Source organism: Methylomonas sp. MK1 (assembly GCF_000365425.1).
Classification (GTDB): domain Bacteria; phylum Pseudomonadota; class Gammaproteobacteria; order Methylococcales; family Methylomonadaceae; genus Methylomonas.
This window is the reverse complement of the sequence record NZ_AQOV01000001.1, coordinates 955,731-976,425: the sequence shown is the minus strand read 5'-3', so window position 1 is coordinate 976,425 and position 20,695 is coordinate 955,731. Positions and strand designations below refer to the sequence as shown.

At 49.4% G+C, this 20,695-nt stretch carries 22 protein-coding genes and 1 tRNA gene; 13 read left to right on the top strand and 10 right to left on the bottom strand.

What is annotated here, in order from left to right; all coding sequences use genetic code 11:
• Window positions 1-150 precede the first annotated feature (150 nt).
• Window positions 151-1,686 carry an IS21 family transposase gene (gene istA, locus G006_RS0104535; RefSeq protein ID WP_020481979.1) on the top strand — a complete coding sequence of 512 codons (1,536 nt, stop codon included), beginning with the start codon at window positions 151-153 and terminating at the stop codon, window positions 1,684-1,686.
• The gene (istB, locus tag G006_RS0104530; protein ID WP_020481978.1) at window positions 1,679-2,500 is read left to right on the top strand and encodes an IS21-like element helper ATPase IstB; all 822 of its coding nucleotides are present in this window, start codon (window positions 1,679-1,681) and stop codon (window positions 2,498-2,500) included. The genes istA and istB overlap by 8 nt, the downstream gene beginning before the upstream one ends.
• A 156-nt stretch (window positions 2,501-2,656) precedes the next feature.
• Here istB and G006_RS0104525 read toward each other — a convergent pair whose 3' ends face one another.
• From G006_RS0104525 to G006_RS0104500, 6 genes are all read right to left on the bottom strand, one after another.
• Window positions 2,657-3,298, bottom strand: a complete 642-nt coding sequence (locus G006_RS0104525) for a hypothetical protein (protein WP_020481977.1) — start codon at window positions 3,296-3,298, stop codon at window positions 2,657-2,659.
• Between the two features lie 97 nt (window positions 3,299-3,395).
• Window positions 3,396-3,755: a type II toxin-antitoxin system VapC family toxin gene (locus G006_RS0104520; RefSeq protein WP_020481976.1), complete on the bottom strand. Its 360-nt coding sequence runs from the start codon at window positions 3,753-3,755 to the stop codon at window positions 3,396-3,398.
• A complete protein-coding gene (locus G006_RS0104515; protein WP_020481975.1) occupies window positions 3,742-3,981 on the bottom strand; it encodes a ribbon-helix-helix domain-containing protein in 240 nt (79 codons plus the stop codon). Before G006_RS0104515 ends, G006_RS0104520 begins: the two co-directional genes overlap by 14 nt.
• 19 nt (window positions 3,982-4,000) lie before the next feature.
• Entirely contained in the window at window positions 4,001-5,218 is a 1,218-nt protein-coding gene (locus tag G006_RS0104510; RefSeq protein ID WP_020481974.1) for a tyrosine-type recombinase/integrase, read from the bottom strand.
• Between the two features lie 203 nt (window positions 5,219-5,421).
• Window positions 5,422-5,508 (bottom strand) — tRNA-Leu (locus G006_RS0104505).
• A gap of 398 nt (window positions 5,509-5,906) precedes the next feature.
• Window positions 5,907-6,617 carry a DUF6901 family protein gene (locus G006_RS0104500; protein WP_020481973.1) on the bottom strand — a complete coding sequence of 237 codons (711 nt, stop codon included), beginning with the start codon at window positions 6,615-6,617 and terminating at the stop codon, window positions 5,907-5,909.
• Between the two features lie 221 nt (window positions 6,618-6,838).
• Between G006_RS0104500 and G006_RS0104495 the strand changes: the two genes are divergently transcribed.
• From G006_RS0104495 to G006_RS0104485, 3 genes are all read left to right on the top strand, one after another.
• Window positions 6,839-7,228 carry a lipocalin family protein gene (locus tag G006_RS0104495; RefSeq protein ID WP_020481972.1) on the top strand — a complete coding sequence of 130 codons (390 nt, stop codon included), beginning with the start codon at window positions 6,839-6,841 and terminating at the stop codon, window positions 7,226-7,228.
• A 105-nt stretch (window positions 7,229-7,333) separates the two neighbouring features.
• A complete protein-coding gene (locus G006_RS0104490; protein ID WP_235048824.1) occupies window positions 7,334-8,149 on the top strand; it encodes a ferritin-like domain-containing protein in 816 nt (271 codons plus the stop codon).
• Window positions 8,142-9,314: an NnrS family protein gene (locus G006_RS0104485; protein WP_020481970.1), complete on the top strand. Its 1,173-nt coding sequence runs from the start codon at window positions 8,142-8,144 to the stop codon at window positions 9,312-9,314. Before G006_RS0104490 ends, G006_RS0104485 begins: the two co-directional genes overlap by 8 nt.
• A 322-nt stretch (window positions 9,315-9,636) precedes the next feature.
• Here G006_RS0104485 and ispG read toward each other — a convergent pair whose 3' ends face one another.
• Window positions 9,637-10,857: a flavodoxin-dependent (E)-4-hydroxy-3-methylbut-2-enyl-diphosphate synthase gene (gene ispG, locus G006_RS0104475; RefSeq protein WP_020481968.1), complete on the bottom strand. Its 1,221-nt coding sequence runs from the start codon at window positions 10,855-10,857 to the stop codon at window positions 9,637-9,639.
• A gap of 101 nt (window positions 10,858-10,958) precedes the next feature.
• On the opposite strand from ispG, the gene G006_RS0104470 reads away from it, so the two are divergent.
• From G006_RS0104470 to nqrM, 8 genes are all read left to right on the top strand, one after another.
• Window positions 10,959-11,687 (top strand): metallophosphoesterase, encoded by a 729-nt coding sequence (locus tag G006_RS0104470; RefSeq protein ID WP_026146838.1) that lies wholly within the window; start codon window positions 10,959-10,961, stop codon window positions 11,685-11,687.
• Window positions 11,688-11,873: 186 nt separating this feature from the next.
• On the top strand, window positions 11,874-13,220 hold the full coding sequence (locus G006_RS0104465) for a Na(+)-translocating NADH-quinone reductase subunit A (protein ID WP_026146837.1): 1,347 nt from the start codon (window positions 11,874-11,876) through the stop codon (window positions 13,218-13,220).
• Window positions 13,220-14,419 (top strand): NADH:ubiquinone reductase (Na(+)-transporting) subunit B, encoded by a 1,200-nt coding sequence (locus G006_RS0104460; RefSeq protein ID WP_020481965.1) that lies wholly within the window; start codon window positions 13,220-13,222, stop codon window positions 14,417-14,419. Before G006_RS0104465 ends, G006_RS0104460 begins: the two co-directional genes overlap by 1 nt.
• Entirely contained in the window at window positions 14,412-15,275 is an 864-nt protein-coding gene (locus G006_RS0104455; protein WP_020481964.1) for a Na(+)-translocating NADH-quinone reductase subunit C, read from the top strand. Before G006_RS0104460 ends, G006_RS0104455 begins: the two co-directional genes overlap by 8 nt.
• Window positions 15,276-15,284: 9 nt before the next feature.
• Entirely contained in the window at window positions 15,285-15,953 is a 669-nt protein-coding gene (locus G006_RS0104450; protein WP_020481963.1) for an NADH:ubiquinone reductase (Na(+)-transporting) subunit D, read from the top strand.
• Complete coding sequence (nqrE, locus tag G006_RS0104445; RefSeq protein WP_020481962.1) at window positions 15,953-16,561, top strand: NADH:ubiquinone reductase (Na(+)-transporting) subunit E; 609 nt, start codon at window positions 15,953-15,955, stop codon at window positions 16,559-16,561. The genes G006_RS0104450 and nqrE overlap by 1 nt, the downstream gene beginning before the upstream one ends.
• A gap of 10 nt (window positions 16,562-16,571) precedes the next feature.
• On the top strand, window positions 16,572-17,792 hold the full coding sequence (gene nqrF / locus G006_RS0104440) for an NADH:ubiquinone reductase (Na(+)-transporting) subunit F (RefSeq protein WP_020481961.1): 1,221 nt from the start codon (window positions 16,572-16,574) through the stop codon (window positions 17,790-17,792).
• 88 nt (window positions 17,793-17,880) lie between these two features.
• Window positions 17,881-18,069: a (Na+)-NQR maturation NqrM gene (nqrM, locus tag G006_RS0104435; RefSeq protein WP_020481960.1), complete on the top strand. Its 189-nt coding sequence runs from the start codon at window positions 17,881-17,883 to the stop codon at window positions 18,067-18,069.
• A gap of 35 nt (window positions 18,070-18,104) precedes the next feature.
• On the opposite strand, the gene G006_RS0104430 is transcribed toward nqrM, so the two are convergent.
• From G006_RS0104430 to xseA, 3 genes are all read right to left on the bottom strand, one after another.
• Entirely contained in the window at window positions 18,105-18,677 is a 573-nt protein-coding gene (locus G006_RS0104430) for an alpha-ketoglutarate-dependent dioxygenase AlkB family protein (RefSeq protein ID WP_020481959.1), read from the bottom strand.
• Window positions 18,674-19,078, bottom strand: coding sequence for a bacteriohemerythrin (locus G006_RS0104425; protein WP_020481958.1), 405 nt, complete (start codon window positions 19,076-19,078; stop codon window positions 18,674-18,676). Before G006_RS0104425 ends, G006_RS0104430 begins: the two co-directional genes overlap by 4 nt.
• A gap of 114 nt (window positions 19,079-19,192) precedes the next feature.
• Window positions 19,193-20,536: an exodeoxyribonuclease VII large subunit gene (xseA, locus tag G006_RS0104420; protein WP_020481957.1), complete on the bottom strand. Its 1,344-nt coding sequence runs from the start codon at window positions 20,534-20,536 to the stop codon at window positions 19,193-19,195.
• Window positions 20,537-20,695 lie beyond the last annotated feature (159 nt).

Genomic DNA, 20,695 nt, shown 5'->3' with positions numbered 1-20,695 from the left:
AAACCAGCACCGGCGGCTATTTATGCTGCCTGTGCTGTTGACGCCGGTTGAAAATTGACCAAGTAAACCGGTAAATTCCGGCTGAAGATTGACCAGGGTTATTAACCTGTCCTGTCCAGAAATTAGACAGGAACCTAAAGGGTGATAACCATGATCCTATACGCCAAAATCCGGCGGATGTATTTCCGCGATAAGTTGTCCATTAATGAGATTGCCAGACGCACCAGTCTGTCTCGCAATACCGTCAAAAAATGGCTGAGAATGCCTAATGGCAGCGAACCTGCTTATCAACGTCGCTCGGTACCCACCAAGCTGACGCCTTACGAAGAGCAGCTCAAGCAAGCCCTGATAGCCGATAGCTATCGTCCCAAGCGCGACAGACGTACCGCATTGAGGTTGTTGGAAGAGTTGCGGAAAGCCGGCTATGACGGTGGCTATACGCAGTTGACCGATTACATTCGGGCGTGGCGCAAGGCCGGTACCAGCGACGCCGGCAAACACGCGTTCGTGCCGTTGAAATTCCGTTGGGGTGAGGCCTTTCAATTCGATTGGAGTGAAGAGTCCTTGGTGGTCGGCGGTATTTACCGGCGCTTACAAGTCGCTCATACCAAACTCTGCGCCAGTCGGGCTTTTTTGCTGGTGGCCTATCCCAGCCAAAGCCACGAAATGCTGTTCGATGCCCATAGCCGTGCCTTTCGGGTACTGGGTGGCGTACCGTTGCGCGGCATCTACGACAACATGAAAACGGCGGTCGATAAAGTGCAGAGCGGCAAGGAGCGCATTGTCAACGCGCGCTTTGCGGCGCTGACGGCTTATTACCTGTTTGATCCGGACTTTTGCAATGTGGCGTCCGGCTGGGAGAAAGGTATCGTCGAGAAAAATGTGCAGGATAGTCGGCGCCGTATCTGGCAGGATGCAGGGCAACAATGCTTTGGTAGCTTTGCAGAGTTGAACGTGTGGTTGGAAAGTCGCTGCCGGGCATTATGGGCTGAAATTCCTTGCCCGGATGCCAGCGGCATGACCGTGCAAGAGGCCGTGGAGATCGAGCAACCCCATCTGATGCCAATGCCCGGAATGTTTGACGGCTACATCGAGGTGGTGGCTCGCGTATCCAGCACTTGCCTGGTGACCGTGAAGCGCAATCGTTATTCGGTACTGTGTCGCTGGGCCAACCGTCGAGTCAGTGTCAGGCTGTATCCGGAAAGGCTCGATCTGTACGCCGACGATGCCCTGATTGCCAGTCATGCACGGTTGTTCGACCGCGACCAGGTCAGCTATGACTGGCAACACTATATCCCGTTGCTGGAGCGCAAGCCGGGCGCGTTACGCAACGGTGCGCCGTTTGCCGAGATGCCGTCGCCATTGTTGTCTTTGCAGCGTGCATTGCGTAAGCGCCCCGGCGGCGACCGGGTGATGGCCGAGGTGTTGGCGTGCGTACCGGTTCACGGCCTGGACGTTGTCATCGCCGCTGTCAATCGATGCCTGGAATCGGGGCATACCAGCGTTGAACAGGTACGCCATCTGTTAACTCGCCTGCCAGAAAATCATGAGCCAGAGCCAGCCACCATCACCACACCGGATGCCTTAAAGCTAAACGAGGTCCCTATTGCCGATACCGGGCGTTATGATTTGTTGAGCGAAAACCTCAGCCCCATCCGTTTAGCTGAGGAGAGCGGAGATGCTTGATATTGAAGCCGAATTGAAATCGCTCAAACTCTATGGCATGGCCGCAGGCTATGCTGAGGTCGCCAGTCAAGCCGGCACTAGCCTGCACACGTCGGAATGGCTGCTTAGGCACTTGTTACAAGCCGAGACAGAGGATCGGCATATCCGCTCCATTCGTTATCAGCTACAAACCGCGCGATTCCCCATGCATCGTGATTTAGCGGGCTTTGACTTTGAATCCGCCAACGTTGACCGCTCGCTGATCGATCAACTTGCCAGAACTCAATTCACCGATGCTGCCCATAACGTGGTTTTGGTTGGCGGTACTGGCACAGGTAAAACACATCTGGCTACAGCTCTCGGTGTCAAAGCCATTACCGATCACGGCAAGCGAGTACGATTTTACTCGACGATTGATTTGGTCACCCAGCTTGAACGAGAAAAAGCGACCGGCAATCAGGGCAAGTTGGCGTACAGACTGATGCAAGTGGACTTGGTCATTCTGGATGAACTGGGCTATCTACCGTTCTCTCAGGTCGGCGGCGCGTTGTTGTTTCACCTGCTGTCGAAACTGTACGAGCGCACCAGTGTGGTGATTACCACCAATCTAACCTTTGCCGAATGGTCCAGCGTGTTCGGCGATGCCAAGATGACCACGGCGTTGCTGGATAGGTTGACTCACCATTGTCATATCATCGAAACCGGCAATGAGTCCTACCGCTTTCGGCACAGCACCGAGCAAGCCAAGGTAAGAATACAGGCCCGGGAGCAAGCTAAGCGAGGCGGTAGTAAAAATCCATCGAATGAGGAAATGTCAGAGGAGAATAACGTCTAAATAATCCATGGAAGCGGATAATGAAACTTCCTTCCCATTATCCGTTTCCGTTACACTTATCCACGGCCGGCCATTCAAAAAACCGGCTCCATCCCCTAGTCAAATTTCAACCGGTACGGGTGATCAAATTTCTCCCGGCGCCAACAGTTTTGGAAATTATTTTCTGCCGTGTAAGACTTTCAGTCCTTCGTTTATGGTGTTCTGAAGCGTGGTTTTTTTTAGACCGTAATCATTGGTTAATTTTAAGTTTTCGAGCTTTTTAAGTATTTCATAAAGCAAGTTTATTTTGCCCTCGGCTCCCATCTCGCCGCTACCAAGGACGATATTCCCTGATTTGTCCCGAAAGTCTCCTGGATTTGAATCAGCCAGCGCTTCCGATAACAAGCCAATAATGGAAAGTAATTTATCGTTCTCTTTTTTTGATTTCGATTTTCCCGTGTCGTTATCGTTTATGGCGCTGGTGTCTGGCGGTTGCTTTGATTCGTTTGCTGAATCCAAGCGCATTTCAGGGAAAAGGAATTTAGGTTTTTGACCAATACTTAAAGCAAAGTGCTTTAGGTCGTCCCTGATAACATATGTTTCACCATCTCCGTAAACGCCGTCTAACAATAATTCTTTTGTCGTTGCCCTATATTTCAATAGCCCGTTTTGGGTTGATTCATAGATTAAATTTGCGGTTCTTAAGTATTTTCCGGTTCGCGCTTCATAACCAATCTTAGGTTCCTCGCCAATCCAAAGCCATGCCGCCTCGTTGATAGTGAACTCGTTTATTGAGTCCCAATATTCATAATCAATCATTCCGCCTTTCTCGGTCTGCCTTTCAATAGGAAAACCGCGCCACTGGGTGAAAGGTTGCCCAGGTTCGCCCCGTCGGGCTAGGCGCGGTTTATTCGGGTTACGGCTTTGCCTGTAATTGCTTGTCCATCGTCAATAGCTCAAGGTCGTGAACGCTCGCAGTGGCGGCAATGATGGAATCCGGAAGCTTGGTTCTGTGCCGACGCCGGAAGCTAATTGTTTGTGCTTCCACGTCCGGCGTGATGCTCAGGCGGGCCATTCTGTTCAGCAGGGCATGAATCGAGGCTTCTTCAGTTGGCGTGATGCCGGGAAAACTCAGTAATTCCATACGGGTGACAGTGCTATAAGCACATTGGCTAATATGCACCTGCTTGGACCGCATCAAGTCTATGACCTCCGGATTGTGTTGGTACATGCCGATGATGATGTTGGTATCCAACAAGTATTTAAGCCCATTCATCACGCATGGCCTTTTGAATCTCCAAGGGGTCGTCGGCGAAAGTTGGCAATGGTGGCAAGGTGGCGATGATGTCGGCCATCAATTCCGGCTGTTCTTTGGTTGCGGCGGGTTTGGCAAGGTACTCGGCCAAGGCCCGCTTAATGAGCTGGCTGGCGTCCTGATGGTCGCGGTCGGTCAGTTTCGCCAGCAAGCCAGCTGTTTCGTCGTCGAGTTCCAGGGTTATCATGGGGTTTGCTCCTTAGCAGTTATGCGCTTTTGCGCTGAAACGGCACCACCGCCGCGCCTTCTTTCAAACTGTCCAAGTAGTCAGCCCACCATTGCAACATCTTTACCCGTTCCGGCAGGTATTGCGCTCGATTGTAAGCGGCGCGGACGCTGTTCTGTTCGCCATGGGCAAGCTGGCGCTCGATGGCGTCGGGATGAAATAGGTGGGCTTCGTTTAGCCGGGTCGAGGCCATGCCCCGGAAGCCGTGGGCGGTCATTTCCGCGCCGGTATAGCCCAATCGACGTAATGCGCCGGTGATGGTGTTTTCCGACATGGACCGGGCGTTACTGCGTACAGACGGAAACACAAAGCGGCTGTTGCTGGTTAGCGGCTTGATTTCCTCTAATATGGCGATTGCCTGTCTCGATAGCGGAATGATGTGTTCTTCCCGCATCTTCATTTTTGCCGCCGGGATGCGCCATTCAGCCCGGTCAAGGTCGATTTCGGACCATTCCGCCTTGCGCACTTCCCCTGGTCGCAACATGACCAAGAACGACAGGCGCAAGGCGCATCGGGTGGCAAACTGCCCGGTGTAGTCTTCACAGGCTCGCAACAGGGCACCGATTTGAACCGGATCGGTAATAGCGGCGTGGTGTTTTACGGTGGTCGGTACGAATGCGCCTTGCAGATCGGGAACCGGGTTTCTAACGGCGCGTCCGGTGGCAATGGCGTAGCGGAAGACTTGGCCTATCGACCGCTTGGCCTTTTTGGCAATCTCATTGGCTCCACGTTGCTCAATGCGCTTGACCACGGCTAGCACGTCGGGTGCTTCGATGTTGGTTATCGGCATGCGACCAAGCCAAGGGAAAACGTCTTTCTCGAAATTGGTTAGGGTTTTTTGGGCATGGTCTTCGGTTTTGTTCGCCATGTGGGTTTCGTGCCATTCGCGGGCGATGACCTCGAAACTATTGGCGGCGGCGTCTTGGTTAGCGGCTTTGGCGGCTTTTTTGGCGGTCGATGGGTCAATGCCGTTGGCAAGCTGCTTTTTTGCTTCCTCTCGCTTGGCGCGGGCATCGGCTAGGCCGATAGTCGGATATTCGCCAATCGCCAAGGTTTTTTGCTTGCCGGCGAAGCGGTAGGCTAACCGCCATAATTTGCTACCTTGCGGCGTGACTAGCAAAAACAGACCGCCGCCGTCACTGATCTTTTGCGGTTTTTCGGTTGGCTTTGCTTTGCGTATTTCGGTATCTGTCAGCATGGCGAACGCTCCATGAATGACGCCAGTTATAGGCGGTTTTGTTGGTATCGGGTGTAGGCATGATGGCAGATACCAACAAAAAAACCAACAGATTGTTGGTTCTTTGGTGGTGTTAGGTGTTACTACATGGAGCATAAAAAAACCCGCTAAGCCTTACAGCTTGCGGGTTCTGTTGTCAGATGTTACCACCTGAAACTGTAATATGGTGCCGAGGAGAGGACTTGAACCTCCACAGGGTTACCCCTACTAGCACCTGAAGCTAGCGCGTCTACCAATTTCACCACCTCGGCATTGCTCACATTAGCAAGCAATTCGAGTATTATAAATACATGGCGGGTATGTGTCAACTTTGCTATTAGACACATCGCTGAGCAGCGTAATGTTCGCACGCCTGAAGGAGCACTGGCTTGACGTGACGCCAATCCAAACAGGTTCTTGATCATCAGGCAAAACGCGATGACCACATTGGAAAATTTATTGGCTCACCCTTGCTAGTCAGCGCCCAGCAGCAAGCCTGCCCATCTTCTCCGTATCAATCCGGAGGAACAGCGAACCGCGTTGCTTCAAGGGTTAGTTGTAGTTGTCAGTTGGTGATTCAGTCGTTCTGAGGCAGCGGTTTGGGCATCCGGGCTGCAGGTGTAACCTGGGGACGAGCGATAGTTTGTGCAACAAAGCCTTTGTCGGTAGGCTATTCAGCTAGTTTGCGGTATCCATCGAATAAATGATGAATTTCCTCAAGACCGTCTTCGATTGACCAAGAAACCGACTTTGACAATAAATCCAGCAAAATCACGCCGTTTACCGCTGCGTCTTCGCTAATCGCCGTTTTTAACCGTTGGCTTAAATGCAGGTTGATGACTTGTAAGTTTTGATAAAGCGCGAGCAGTTCATGCAGTTCCAGCGAATAGGGTAGTTTGTCTTTTTGGCGAAAATACTGTGCCAGCAGGAACATCGTAGTTACTCGGTAAATCGTTTCAGTTTGATCGGCCAGGGGTAAGTGAAAGCGTGCCATTGGCTTTAAAAATTCGGTATGTGGGCACGGGCTGGTGGCCATAATTAAGCCTAGAATCGAACTGGCGATATGTTGAGCAGTGGTTTCGGCGCATATGGTTCTTCTATCGGTAATGACTTCCACAGCCATTTGCTTGTGGGAAACTAAGTGGCCACATAAATCTAATAGTGACACCAGATTAATGGCGACAGGACAATGTGGAACCTGTTCCGGATTTAACGGGCAATTGCGGCATTGCTGATACGCAAGCTCCGTCCAAAAAGGATAGGGTGGTGGAGCTGCAGAAATAAGGGTCATGCTTTGTTTGTCAACTTCTATCAGGAAATCCGCGCTCTCGTAATCTTCGGCACTTAGGCGGTAGGTAAAATGTAGGATGTCGTCGGACATATAAACTCGGCAAACTTGTGATATGCGTTTTCTTGGGTGGATTTCAATTTGGCTAAAGCGCGTTGTTGGGCGATTTTAGGTGCGCCAGTCACTGGCTGGCAAGGCTCAATGATACGGCTAGTTTAGCTTGAGTATAGTCGCGGTATCCAAGTAAAAGGGGCAGCCTCCGGCTCCATGCTACAATCGACGGTTCTAAAAACATAATCTCAAAAGGCATTACCATGCAATTTATTAAACTCCCCGCTGTTGCTTTGCTGTTTTTATCTTTTAATGCCGTAGCGGATGTACAGCTGACCAAAGCCGATCTTTTGGGAACATGGCAAATCGACAAAGAATCGAACACCAGTGATGGCAGCAAGGCCCGTAGCTCTAATACTACCTGGACGTTTAAAGACGACGGCACGATCGAAGGTATGACTCATGAAAACGATTCGCACGCCAGAATTGACCAAATGCGGGCTGTGCTGAATTACTCTGTCGAAGGCGGCAAGATTGTCAAGCAGGCCGCGCCGGGCCGCTCGAAGATGGAAACCTGCGAGGCAATCGAAAAATCCGGCAACAATATGGTTTTGAAATGCCAGACCGTTTACTTCTTTATGTCTAAAAAATAGGAACGCCGGATATTCCCGATAGCGTCTTGCTTAGTTTGACCTATTTATTTAGCTGCCGGCAGGGATGGACTCATTGGGATTAACGTGAAAATAGGAACTTTGATTTTGGCAGAACAGATCCAAAGCCTATCCGATTTTGCGGAGCGCTGTTTGTTTAATGGCGATATTGAGCAAAAGCTTGTTTTAACTCATCAAGCCAGGCAGTTGTTAGATAACGGCTTATTATCCCTGCAGACAGCTGGCGCGGTATTGCCAATAAGCAATACCGTATTTCCGAGCCGGCCGGCATTGTTGATGCCACGTGAGATGCCTAAACGTCGTCTGGATTCCAACGAAGGTAAAGCGGCTTTTTTTCATGCACTCGCGCATATCGAGTTTGTGGCAATTTATTTGGCTTGGGACATCATTTACCGGTTTCCCGGCTTGCCCGATGATTTTTATCGGGATTGGCTGATCATCGCCGACGAAGAGGCACAGCATTTCGAGTTGATTCGCACCCATTTGCTTGGCTTGGGATTCGACTACGGCGATTTGCCCGCGCATCGCGGGCTTTGGTCGCATGCCGAAGATACTTCGGATGATATTTTGGCGCGCTTAGCGATAGTGCCGCGCTGTATGGAGGCGCGCGGATTAGATGTGACGCCGGGCATGATGGATAAACTGGTCGATATCGACGATCAGCCAGGTCTGGCTATCTTGCGGCGGATTTACGACGATGAAGTCGGGCATGTCGAGCGCGGTTCTTACTGGTTCAATATTCTGACTAGACAGCGCGGCCTGGAGCCTGAACACTGCTTCAAAGACTTGATTCTGAATTATTTCAAGGGCAAACCCAAAGGGCCCTTTAATCGAGAAGTGCGTATAATCGCCGGCTTCTCGAATAACGAAATCGATTGGCTGGAGGAGCGTTTGCATGAATAACAAACCGGTTTTTGATTATCCACTGTTTGCGATGGGCTTTAGGGCGTTTTTCGCGCTGGCGGGGTTATCAGCTCTGGCTTTGATTGCGCTGTGGAATTCGATGTCCAATGGTTCGCTGCATATCGATAATTACTTCACTGGTAGTACGTGGCACGCACATGAAATGTTGCTCGGCTATACCACAGCCGTGATTGCCGGTTTTTTACTGACGGCGGCGAGAAACTGGACCGGCTTGCAAACGGTTACTCCCGATCAATTGGCGTCGCTATGTTTTCTGTGGATTTATGGCCGGGTATTGCCTTTTTATTCGGAACTACTGCCCGATGCGTTGATAGGCGCCGTCGATTTCGTATTTTTACCGGTGTTGGCGTATTTTGTCGGTAAGCCTATTTTAAAAACAGGCAACTACCAAAATCTGATTTTTATCCCCTTATTGCTGTTATTGGCCTTGGGTAATGGTTTGATTCATGCCCAAGTACTGGGTTTGGCCGATAGCGCCTCGCTAGGACTGATCCTGGTGGTTACCGTTATCGTCGCGATGATTTTGGTCATAGCCGGCCGGGTATTTCCGTTTTTTACCGAACGAGGGCTATCCGGGGTTATTTGTATTCGCAATCCGTTATTGGATATAGCGGCTGTTGCCGTGAGTCTGGTGGTGTTTGCACTATTGATGCTGAATATATCCGGCGCTTTGTTGGCTGTTGCTGCGGTAGCGGCGATTGTGATTAATATTGTGCGAGTGGCGGCTTGGTACAACCCGCGGATTTGGTTTGTGCCCCTGCTTTGGGTTTTGTATGTCGGCTACGGTTGGTTGATTATTGGATTTGGCTTGGTAGCACTTGCTGCTTTTGGTGTGGTTCCGCAGTCTTTGGCTTTACATGCCTTTACTGTGGGCGGCATCGGTATTTTGACTCTGGGCATGATGGCCCGCGTTGCGTTGGGTCATACCGGTAGAGCCTTGAAAGCCTCGAATGTGATGGCGCTGGCCTTTGTGCTGATCAATCTGGCGGCGTTGTTTCGAGTGTTTTTTCCGGCTTTATTGCCAAACTGGTATGGCGGCTTGGTAATGGTGTCCACCTATTGCTGGTTGGCGGCATTTTCTTTGTTCGCATTTTATTATTCGCCAATTTTGACGTCGCCCAGACTGGACGGGCAGCCGGGATAGCGTAGTTCATAAAAACAGCGGCGATGGCGGATGAGCTTGTCCCGGGCGTGACGCGTTTTACACTGAATTTGTTGGAGCGGCGGCTGGAAACGTGGGTTTGGTATATCGATTTGCTGCGCAACGAGGACAACGAGACGAGAGTGCATGGAAATTAATTGCACGACAGGTTTGATGTGAAGACGAGACTGGCGGAATTGACTTCTGTCAACGGCAGCAGTGGGCCTGTTGCTGGCAGGAGTAATGATCTCGGTCAGTGATAGGGGCGCTGGATAGAATTATAAAAAAGGCGGCTCTTAGCCGCCTTTTTTGTGTTGAAACGGTTTTACTGTGCGCTGTAATGCGATTCGATATAGCGCTCGACTATAGCTTGGAACTCTTCAGCGATATGGTCGCCTTTTAGGGTAACGGTTTTGAAGCCGTCTTCAAAAACCGGTGCAACAGGGGACTCGCCGGTGCCGGGTAGGCTGATGCCGATGTTGGCATTTTTGCTCTCGCCGGGGCCGTTAACGACACAGCCCATCACTGCGACTTTCATATCTTCCACGCCTTTGTATTTATCTTTCCAGACAGGCATTTGGTCGCGTAAATAGCCTTGAATGTCTTGCGCTAGGCGTTGGAAATAATCGCTGGTGGTACGACCGCAGCCGGGGCAGGCTACTACCATGGGGGTGAAGGAGCGGAAGTTCATGGTTTGCAGAATTTCCTGGGCCACGATGACTTCTTTGGTGCGCGCTGCACCGGGTTCGGGTGTTAGGGATACGCGGATGGTGTCACCTATGCCTTGTTGCATCAATACGCCTAGCGCTGCCGACGATGCGACGATGCCTTTGGAGCCCATGCCTGCTTCGGTAAGGCCTAAGTGCAGGGCGTAATCGCAACGGCTGGACAGGTCTTGGTAAATGCTGATCAGCTCCTGGACATCACTGATTTTGCAAGACAGAATGATTTTGTCTTTGCCCAATCCCAGCTCCTGGGCCTTTGCCGCGCTTTCCAGGGCAGAGAGTATGATGGCTTCGCGGGTGATCAAGGGTAATTCCTTGGGTTGCGCCAATTGCCTGTTCTCGTCGAGCAAGCGGGTCAACACGGCTTGATCAAGACTGCCACCGTTGACGCCGATACGTACGGGTTTGTTGTATTGAATCGCAAGCTCTATCATCTGCTGAAATTGCGGATCCCGCGCCTTACCTTTGCCGACGTTGCCGGGGTTGATACGGTATTTGGAAAGTGCTTGCGCGCAATCCGGATATTTTTCCAGTAACTTGTGGCCGTTGAAATGGAAGTCGCCGATAATGGGCACCGAAAAGCCTTTTTGCGCCAGTCGGTTGACGATTTCCGGTACGGCTTGCGCAGCTTCTTCGCGGTCGACTGTGATGCGGACCATTTCTGAGCCGGCTGTCGCTAATTCCATGATCTGTTGAACGCTTCCTGCAACATCAGCTGTATCGGTATTAGTCATGGATTGAACTACAATCGGAGCACCGCCGCCGACTTTTACGTTTCCTACCAAAACCTGTTGGGTGTGTTTTCTGGGGCTAATCGACATAGAATTGTGGTTTGCAAAAACTGAAAGTTATCTAAAAATACCAAGTAATTCACTTAGGATATAAATTATACCTCCTTAGTTACAGGACGAAAGAGCAAATTGTGCGGATAAATTACTTTTCTGATGTGCATTTAGAATTTGGCGAGCAGAGTTTGCCGGAAACCGATGCCGATATTGTCGTGGCGGCGGGCGATATTGGCATATTCAAACAAGGTGTCGAATGGTTGAAGTCTATCGGCAAGCCCGTGGTTTATGTGGCGGGTAACCATGAGTTTTATGGTTACGAATATCAACAGACCATCGACATGTTGCGTAGGGAATGTGCGGGCAGTCAAATTCAGTTCTTGGAAAAAGATCAGTTTATCTTCCAGGGCGTGCGCTTTTTGGGTTGTACTTTGTGGACGAATTTGTTTATCGAGGGCGCTGAAAAAGCCGAAGCGCTGGGAAAAACCTTGAATGACTTTCGTAAGGTGTCGTTTACAGGTCAATCATTCGAGCCTAAACACTTTGCCGAACTACACCGGGAATCAAAGTCCTGGTTAGAACAACAGCTTGCCACTCCCTTTGCCGGCAGGACCATTGTGGTCACGCACCATGCGCCGACCGAATGGAGTTGGATCGATTCACCCAACGTACTTAAAAAGCTGGCGTATTGTAATGACTTGAAGCCTTTATTTCACGAGTATGAAATAGCGGCCTGGTTTCACGGTCATGTGCACAATTTGGGTGATTACCGGATAGCGGATGCCCGTATTTTAAGCAATACCCGGGGGTATGTCGGCCGCAAGTATGTCAGCGGTTTTGATATCGATAAAGTGGTTGATATTTGATCGGCATTTCCACTTGCGCCGGGCGCTATCGCGCGGCTTACGGGGCCACAAGCCTTGGGATTTTCCGTTGAGAAAGCCGATAACTTGTGATGTAATGAACATGTTTTGTCTTGAAGTGTCCTTTGGGAGAGATGTTTCTCAATGGGCTTTTTGCTGCAACTAGTCTGGGGAGCAGGCGTATTAACTATGCAATTTAATATAAAGAAAGGTTTGGATTTGCCCATAACAGGCGGCCCCGAACAAAAGATAAGCGATGGTAACAGCATCAAATCGGTTGCTTTGTTAGGTGCCGACTATATTGATCTGAAACCGAAGATGATGGTTGCCGAAGGAGATAAGGTCAAATTAGGACAGGCGCTTTTTTCTGACAAAAAGAATCCTGGTGTCAACTTCGTATCACCCGGCGCGGGTGTGGTCAAAGCTATTAATCGTGGCGATAAACGTGCTTTGTTGTCTGTTGTCATCGAATTGCAGGGCAATCAGCAAGAGTCATTCGCAAAATACGGCGAAGCAGAGCTGGGCAATTTGACTCAAGAGCAAGTCAAGGAAAATTTGCTGGCATCGGGCTTGTGGACTTCGTTCCTGACTCGTCCTTACGGCAAAATCCCAGCTGTTGATTCCTCCCCAAGTTCGATTTTTGTCACAGCCATAGATACTCGTCCGCTTGCGGCCGATCCAGCTGTGATTATCAAGGAGCGCGCCGCGGACTTTGCTAATGGCTTGACTGTGATCTCCAAGTTGACGTCTGGTAAAACCTATCTTTGCAAGGCTTCTGGTACCGATGTGGTTGCTAACCAAGCAGTGCAAATAGCCGAGTTTTCCGGTCCGCATCCTGCCGGTTTGCCAAGCACTCACATACACTTCATCGATCCGGTCAATATCCATAAATTTGTTTGGCATATCGATTATCAAGCGGTGATTGCTATCGGCGCTTTGTTTACCAGCGGTAAACTGAATGTTGAGCGCGTGGTTTCCTTGGCTGGTCCAACCGTTAAAAACCCCAGGCTGGTGCGTACCCGTGTGGGCGCGAACTTGGATGATTTGGTTGCTGGCGAATTGCAAGATGTTGAAAATCGCGTGATTTCGGGTTCTGTTTTATATGGCCACGAAGCTACCGGATCTGCTGCGTTTTTGAGTGCTTATAGCCTGCAAGTTTCGGCTATCAAAGAAGGTCGCGATCGAGAATTTTTCGGTTGGATCGTCCCGGGTAAAGACAAATACTCGGCGTTGAATGTCTACGTTTCCAGTAAAGATCGTAAAGATAATCGCCTGTTCCCGTTGACCACCGATAAGAACGGCAGTAACCGGGCCATCGTCCCTGTTGGCGTATATGAGTCGGTCATGCCTTTGGATATTTTGGCTACACCTTTGTTAAAAGCGATTGTAGTCGGCGATACGGATACTGCACAGTCTCTTGGTTGTCTGGAATTGAGTGAAGAAGACGTGTCTTTGTTCACCTTTGTCGATCCAGGTAAACACGACTTCGCGCCTGTGCTCAGAGCTAATTTAACTAAAATCGAGAAGGAAGGATAATGTCGGCTAGAGATATTTTAGATAGCATAGAGCCGCATTTTACAAAGGGCGGCAAGTTTGAGAAGTATTACGGTCTCTATGAGATGGTGGATACTTTCATCTATACGCCATCCGATGTAACGCGCGGTAGAACCCATGTTCGTGACGGCAATGACCTGAAACGGACCATGACTTTCGTGGTAATAGCCACGGCGTTTTGTATTTTGATGGCATGGTATAACACCGGCTACCAAGCCAATTTGGCGATGGAAAAAATCGGTGCTACCGAAATCAATAACTGGCGCAGCATTCCAATGGCGCTGTTTGGCTACAACCCATACAATCCTTTTTCGTGCCTAGTGCACGGGATGTTGTATTTTTTCCCGGTTTACATTACGACTTTGGCGGTTGGCGGTATCTGGGAAGTGCTTTTCGCAACTGTGCGTAAACACGAAGTTAATGAAGGCTTCTTGGTGTCTTCGATGCTGTATACCTTGATCCTGCCACCTGATATACCTTTGTGGCAAGTGGCGCTGGGTATCTCTTTCGGTATCGTGTTGGGTAAAGAAGTTTTCGGTGGTACCGGCAAAAACTTCCTCAATCCCGCACTAACTGGTCGGGCATTCCTGTTCTTCGCTTATCCTGCGTCCATTTCAGGGGATGCGGTGTGGGTTGCCGTGGACGGTTACAGTGGCGCTACTGCATTGTCTCTCGCTTCTGCTGGCGGCTTGGAAGCGATCAAGGAAAGTTTTAGCTGGATTCAGGCGTTCCTGGGTTTCATTCCCGGTTCCATGGGCGAAACCTCAACTTTGGCTTGTATGCTGGGCGCTGCGTTCCTGCTCTATACCCGCGTCGCTTCCTACCGCATTATGGGTGGCGTGCTGATCGGTATGATAGGGATGTCTACTTTGCTGAATATCATCGGTAGTACTACCAATCCGATGTTTGCAATACCATGGTACTGGCATATGGTTGTCGGTGGTTTTGCGTTCGGTACGGTGTTTATGGCAACCGATCCTGTATCCGCAGCCGTGACCGACACCGGTCGTTGGATTTACGGTGCGATGATCGGCGTGATGATTATCATCATTCGGGTTATTAACCCGGCTTTCCCAGAAGGTGTGATGCTTGCCATTCTTTTCTCAAACATGTTTGCACCATTGATTGATTACTTTGTTGTTCAAGCAAATATTAGAAGAAGGATCAAACGCCATGCTTAATGCCGAGAAAAAAACCTGTAAGTATAACGAGCAGCTCTGCAAGTACTACGAACAGTTCAGAGTTTACGCCGACAGAATCCTGGCTTTAAGCAACGACAGCCTGGAAAAAACCGTTAACGTGGCTTTGGCCTTATGCCTGGTGTGCGCTGTTTTGGTATCTATCGCAACAGTCGCTTTACGGCCTTTGCAAGGCTACAACAAAGCCCTGGACATGAAGAAAAATATTCTTGATGTAGCCGGTTTGTTGGAAGAGGGTACCGATATCGACCAAGCCTTTGCGGAAAGAATCGAAAGCAAGATTGTCGACCTTAAAACGGGAGATTACGTAGACAATATCAACGTCGACGAATACGACCAACGCAAAGCTGCCAAAGATCCGGCGCAGAACGAATTGATTCCGGTCGAGAAAGATATTGCCAGCATCCGTCAAAAAGCCAAATACACGAAAGTATTTTTGGTTAAGAAAGGCGATCAGCTGCAATCCATTATTTTACCGATCAACGGTTACGGTCTGTGGTCTACCATGTACGGCTTTTTGGCGTTGGAAGCGGATGCGCAAACGGTACAAAGCATCAACCTGTATGACCAAGGGGAAACCCCTGGCCTGGGTGGTGAGGTAGTCAATCCTAATTGGCGTGCGTTGTGGAAAGGCAAGAAAGTCTATTCCGACAAAGGCGAGGTGGCTTTGACGCTGGTGAAAGGCGGTGTGGATTCCAGTCGTCCGGATTCTGTTTACAAAGTGGATGGTTTGGCCGGTGCAACACTGACCAGCCGTGGTGTCAGCAATCTGATCCAGTATTGGATGGGTGCGGAAGGTTTCGCAACCTATCTGAACAAGATTAGAACAAACGGTTAGGGCAAAACAATGGATAAAGAAACTAAAAAAGTATTATTCGAACCGTTGGTCGATAACAACCCAATCACTTTACAAGTGCTTGGGGTGTGTTCGGCGCTGGCGGTAACTTCGCAAATGTCTACTTCATTGATCATGGCTTTAGCCTTGACCTCGGTTACCGCCTGTTCAAGTGCGGCGATCAGTGCGGTGCGGGAACATATACCCAGCAGCATTCGGATTATCGTGCAGATGATCATTATTGCTTCGCTGGTTATTGTGGTCGATCAGTTGCTCAAAGCCTTTGCATTTGATGTCAGCAAAAAACTGTCGGTATTCGTTGGTTTGATTATTACCAACTGTATCGTCATGGGGCGTGCTGAGGCCTATGCCATGAAGAACCCGCCGCTGCAAAGCTTTGTAGACGGTATCGGTAATGGCTTAGGTTACAGCTTGATCCTGGTCATCGTGGCGCTGTTCAGAGAAACTTTGGGCTCAGGCAAACTGCTTGGCTTCGATGTATTGCCTCTAGTCAAAGACGGTGGTTGGTATGTGCCTAATGGCATGATGTTGCTGCCGCCTAGCGCGTTTTTCATCATTGGTTTGATTATCTGGGGTTTCCGTACTTGGAAACCGAAACAGGTGGAGCACAACGAGTTCAAAATCATGTCGATTGCTCACGGTGAAGGGGGACATCACTAATGGAAGCCTATATCAGTCTTTTTGTTAAAGCGGTTTTCATTGAAAACCTAGCATTATCATTCTTCCTAGGTATGTGTACTTTCTTGGCGGTGTCCAAGAAGATCTCTACTGCCATGGGTTTGGGCATCGCGGTAATGGTGGTGCAAACCCTGACCGTGCCTGCCAATAACTTCATCTACCAAACCTTGTTGAAAGAAGATGCGTTATCTTGGATCGGCATTTCCGGTGTGGATTTAAGCTTTTTAAGCTTGTTGAGCTGTATCGGTATGATCGCTGCGATCGTACAGATCCTGGAAATGATTCTGGATAAATTCTTTCCGGCTCTGTATCAAGCCTTGGGTATCTTCCTGCCGCTGATTACCGTGAACTGTGCGATCTTGGCCGGTAGCTTGTTCATGATTGAACGCGACTACAATTTCGGCGAAAGCGTGGTATATGGTATAGGGAGTGGTTTTGGTTGGGCTTTGGCGATTACCGTCATGGCCGGTGTGCGTGAGAAATTGAAATACAGCGATATACCTGCTGCATTGCAAGGTCTGGGCATCACTTTTATCACTGCCGGCTTGATGTCTCTGGGCTTCATGGCTTTCTCTGGAATTCAATTATAAGGGTATCGTAATGCTGGAAATTGCATTAGGTGTTATTTTCTTCACGGTCATCGTGATAGCGCTGGTGTTTTTAATCATCGGCGCCAAGAGTAAATTAGTGGCCTCCGGGGATGTGGAAATTCTGATCAATCATGAGAAGAAAATTCGGGTACCGGTTGGGTCTAAGTTATTAACGGCACTGGCCGACAACCAATTGTTTGTCTCCTCCGCTTGCGGCGGTGGCGGCACTTGCGGCCAATGCAAAGTTAAAGTGCATAGCGGCGGTGGCGATATTCTGCCAACCGAGCAATCCCATATCACCAAGCGCGAAGCGGCGCATGGAGAACGTCTGGCTTGCCAAGTGTCCATTAAACAAAATATGGACATCGAAGTTGAAGACAGCGTATTCGGTGTAAAAAAATGGGAATGCACGGTTAAATCGAACGACAACGTTGCCACTTTCATTAAAGAGTTGGTGTTGGAGTTGCCGGAAGGCGAAGCTATTAACTACCGTGCCGGCGGTTATATTCAAATCGAATGTCCGCCACATATTTCAAAATATGCGGATATGGATGTTGCCGATGAATACCGTCCTGATTGGGATAAATTCAATCTGTGGCGTTATGTGTCAGACGTAAAAGAACCAACCCTGCGTGCGTACTCAATGGCATCGTATCCTGAAGAAAAGGAAATTATGCTGAATGTCAGGATTGCTACACCGCCTCCAGGGGCGCCGGATGGTATCCCGCCAGGTATAATGTCTTCATTTATCTTCAATCTGAAGCCAGGCGACAAAGTATTCGTTTCCGGTCCTTACGGCGAGTTTTTTGCCAAGGAAACCGATGCGGAAATGGTATTCATCGGTGGTGGTGCTGGTATGGCGCCGATGCGTTCGCATATCTTTGATCAACTGCGTAGACTGAAATCCAAACGCAAAATGACTTTCTGGTATGGTGCTCGTAGCAAACGCGAAATGTTCTATGTAGAAGATTTTGATATGCTGGCCAAAGAAAATGATAATTTTGAATGGCATGTGGCATTGTCGGATGCGTTACCTGAAGATAACTGGAAAGGTTACACCGGCTTTATTCATAACGTGTTGTTCGAGGAGTTCATCAAGAAACACCCGAACCCAGAAGATTGTGAATATTACATGTGCGGACCTCCAATCATGAACTCTTCAGTGATCAACATGCTGTTAGCTAATGGCGTTGATCCTGAAAATATCATGTTGGATGATTTCGGCGGTTAATTTAAATTTATCTGACGCGAACAATGGGGAGCGATTTTCGGATCGCTCCTTTTTTGCTTTCAGCCTTTAGAAAAAACGGGAGAAAACAATGGGTTATTTTTTAGTAACATTTTTATTTATGTTGATCGTTATTGCCGTCATGGCCGTCGGTGTGGTTTTCGGCAGGAACGCTATCAAAGGATCTTGCGGCGGCACCGGTAACTGCGTCTGTAGCGAGAAATGCGATAAAAGAAAGAAATTTGAAGCCGAGCAAGCCCAAGCGTTGGAGCAACATTAAGACTTGTCGTCCAAAGCAAGTGAAGTCAAACCAAGCTATTTGGGCGCGATGACTTTCCGAAATGTTAAGTTTATGCGTCCTTGAGATAGTTGCGGATCGATAGGAATGCTATGCAGCCAGTGATGTTGAAATTCGGGCTGCATGATCAATAGCGTCCCGCCTGAGAGCAAAATACTGCCGCGTTCCGCGGTTTTTTTATGCCGAAATGTAAACTGCCGGGTCGCTCCCAGCGTCAATGATGCTATAAAGGGCCGCTGTCCCAACTCCGCTTCGTTATCCGCATGCCACCCCACATAATCCTCGCCGTTTCGATACAAGTTCACCAAAACGGAGTTAAACGAAAAGTTTAAGCAGCGTTCGACTTTTTGCCGTATATCCGACAGCAACGGAGTCCAAGGCCGAGTTTGCAATAGATTATTGCTGTAGCTATAACTTATCCCCGGGTCCGCATGCCAGGTTTGTAGACGAGGTAACGTAAATTCTCGACCGGCAACGCTGTAACAATTGTCGGGCCAGTTCTGTTCTTGCAGCAAACGCCGATAAATGCTTTCGCTTTCGGCCGCGTCGTAAAAATGTTCGATTACTCTAAGTTCCTTATTGGCAGTCATTCGCCAGGCAACTCTTGTTGCATTTTTATATGCGCGGATAAAGCACTGTCCATCGTTGTAACGTGCAGCACAAACCACTGCGGCAGACGCTCTCTGACAAATGAACGACCAAATGTGATAAGACCTTTGTCTATGCAGGTTTTAAACTGTTTGAATTCGCCCAAAACGCGTTGATGTTCTCCTTTGTGTTCAGTTTCCGCCGGAAATCCGCATTGCGCCATTAACCGATTTTCCGATTCAAAATGTTCTTCGGTGTGTTGATACAATTGCGCAAACAATCCCGGAAAGTCGGTGTTATTTGCCTTATCCAATTGATTTATCATATCAATAAATATGCCGTGATCATGATCGATGTGAGCATAACCAACACTCAGGGGAATGGTTTTGTCGAATATTGTCATATGAACACTCGTGTGATTTTTAAACTAATACAAATAAGCATGTTTTATGCCCGGTAATTGCCAATGACAAACTGGGTGGATGATCGTCGGTGGCAATTAAAGCGCAGGCAAGATTTAATCGGGTATTACCTTATCAACTCTACTAACAATGTGACCATCGGCCATTCTAATATCGAGCAGTTCAAGCTTGGCTAACTGTTTAACCGACTTAACTAGCTGGGAGCTTTCGTGTCGCTGCACAATAGCGTAACCGCGTTCCAGCGTTGCCAGTGGGCTGATCGCATGTAAGGTTTGTGCCGTCGCGTGTTGCCGGTTTTTCAATGCCGTCAGTTTAATTTGCATGGAACGGCTTAATCGTTGTTGGAAGTAATCAAGCTGGAGCCGATAGCCGTGAATTGATGCCAACGGCTGCTGACTGTTCAGACGCTGCGCGTTTAGCGCCAGGCGCTGGAGGCGCAGTTTCAAGCCGGCTTGTGTTGAGCGATTCAAGCGTTGTTCCAATTCGTCCAGACGCTGTGTATTACGTTGTAGTTTTTCGCCTGGATGTTGGGTTTGTAGGGCTTTGTTTAGCCAGGTCAAATGCAACTGCTGCTGCTGTAATTTATCCTGCATCTGTCGAGTAAGTTGGCGCTCGATAGCCGCAAAAAGGTTCAGCCACGCGGATTGGTCCGGCACAGCGCATTCGGCCGCTGCCGATGGTGTCGGTGCGCGCAAATCGGCGACGAAATCGGCGATACTGAAATCTACTTCGTGGCCAACTGCAGAAATCACCGGAATCTGGCTGGCCGCTACTGCCCGGGCCACAATTTCTTCGTTAAAGGCCCACAAATCCTCAAGCGAACCGCCGCCGCGCGCCAGGATGATTACATCCACCAAGTCTTGTTTATTTGCTGTTTCCAGTGCCGCGCAGATTTCAAATTTGGCACTCTCGCCCTGCACGGCCACCGGATAGATCAACACCGGGATGGCCGGGAAGCGCCGTTTCAAAACGCTGAGAATGTCGTGAATAGCCGCGCCGCTGGCCGAGGTGATGACACCTATTTGCTTTGGCAATTGCGGTATCGGTTTCTTGCGGTTTTGCTCGAACAAGCCTTCAAGCAATAGTTTTTGCTTCAGGCGTTCGTAAGCCAGTCGTAATGCACCGTCACCGGCTTCTTCCAGCTGTTCCACCACCAGTTGGTAATCGCCGCGCGGTTCGTACAAACTGACTTGCGCGGTCGCGACAACTAGATTGCCGTTGGCCGGTTTGAAGCGCAGCCGCTGCTGCTGGCCTTTGAACATGGCACAGCGAATCTGGGCTTGCGCGTCTTTCAACGTAAAGTAGTAATGGCCGGATGAGGGTAGGCTGAGATTGGAAATCTCGCCTTGTACCTGCACGGTCAAGAAGTGGCCGGCCAGCAAACGTTTGGCTTCGCGGTTTAGCTGGGATACGCTGAAGATGTGTTCGGAATTACTCATCGAATACTTGAGAGTGAAGGGCGAATAGTTTCAAAATCCTATTTTACGGCGGTTTGCCGCAAATACCAGGCGCTTTTACTTTGCGGAAGTGTTTCCCGGTAAGCTGCGCTAGAATGGTGCCTCGGTGAAGGTTTCGGCTGTGGAGAACAAGGAACTACG

What these genes read in the sequence shown, in the direction of transcription:
- istA (WP_020481979.1), top strand. Translation starts at nt 151, where the DNA reads ATGATCCTATACGCCAAAATCCGGCGGATGTATTTCCGCGATAAGTTG.
- istB (WP_020481978.1), top strand. Translation starts at nt 1,679, where the DNA reads ATGCTTGATATTGAAGCCGAATTGAAATCGCTCAAACTCTATGGCATG.
- G006_RS0104525 (WP_020481977.1), bottom strand. Translation starts at nt 3,298, where the DNA reads ATGATTGATTATGAATATTGGGACTCAATAAACGAGTTCACTATCAAC.
- G006_RS0104520 (WP_020481976.1), bottom strand. Translation starts at nt 3,755, where the DNA reads ATGAATGGGCTTAAATACTTGTTGGATACCAACATCATCATCGGCATG.
- G006_RS0104515 (WP_020481975.1), bottom strand. Translation starts at nt 3,981, where the DNA reads ATGATAACCCTGGAACTCGACGACGAAACAGCTGGCTTGCTGGCGAAA.
- G006_RS0104510 (WP_020481974.1), bottom strand. Translation starts at nt 5,218, where the DNA reads ATGCTGACAGATACCGAAATACGCAAAGCAAAGCCAACCGAAAAACCG.
- G006_RS0104500 (WP_020481973.1), bottom strand. Translation starts at nt 6,617, where the DNA reads ATGTCCGACGACATCCTACATTTTACCTACCGCCTAAGTGCCGAAGAT.
- G006_RS0104495 (WP_020481972.1), top strand. Translation starts at nt 6,839, where the DNA reads ATGCAATTTATTAAACTCCCCGCTGTTGCTTTGCTGTTTTTATCTTTT.
- G006_RS0104485 (WP_020481970.1), top strand. Translation starts at nt 8,142, where the DNA reads ATGAATAACAAACCGGTTTTTGATTATCCACTGTTTGCGATGGGCTTT.
- ispG (WP_020481968.1), bottom strand. Translation starts at nt 10,857, where the DNA reads ATGTCGATTAGCCCCAGAAAACACACCCAACAGGTTTTGGTAGGAAAC.
- G006_RS0104465 (WP_026146837.1), top strand. Translation starts at nt 11,874, where the DNA reads ATGCAATTTAATATAAAGAAAGGTTTGGATTTGCCCATAACAGGCGGC.
- G006_RS0104460 (WP_020481965.1), top strand. Translation starts at nt 13,220, where the DNA reads ATGTCGGCTAGAGATATTTTAGATAGCATAGAGCCGCATTTTACAAAG.
- G006_RS0104455 (WP_020481964.1), top strand. Translation starts at nt 14,412, where the DNA reads ATGCTTAATGCCGAGAAAAAAACCTGTAAGTATAACGAGCAGCTCTGC.
- G006_RS0104450 (WP_020481963.1), top strand. Translation starts at nt 15,285, where the DNA reads ATGGATAAAGAAACTAAAAAAGTATTATTCGAACCGTTGGTCGATAAC.
- nqrE (WP_020481962.1), top strand. Translation starts at nt 15,953, where the DNA reads ATGGAAGCCTATATCAGTCTTTTTGTTAAAGCGGTTTTCATTGAAAAC.
- nqrF (WP_020481961.1), top strand. Translation starts at nt 16,572, where the DNA reads ATGCTGGAAATTGCATTAGGTGTTATTTTCTTCACGGTCATCGTGATA.
- nqrM (WP_020481960.1), top strand. Translation starts at nt 17,881, where the DNA reads ATGGGTTATTTTTTAGTAACATTTTTATTTATGTTGATCGTTATTGCC.
- G006_RS0104430 (WP_020481959.1), bottom strand. Translation starts at nt 18,677, where the DNA reads ATGACTGCCAATAAGGAACTTAGAGTAATCGAACATTTTTACGACGCG.
- G006_RS0104425 (WP_020481958.1), bottom strand. Translation starts at nt 19,078, where the DNA reads ATGACAATATTCGACAAAACCATTCCCCTGAGTGTTGGTTATGCTCAC.
- xseA (WP_020481957.1), bottom strand. Translation starts at nt 20,536, where the DNA reads ATGAGTAATTCCGAACACATCTTCAGCGTATCCCAGCTAAACCGCGAA.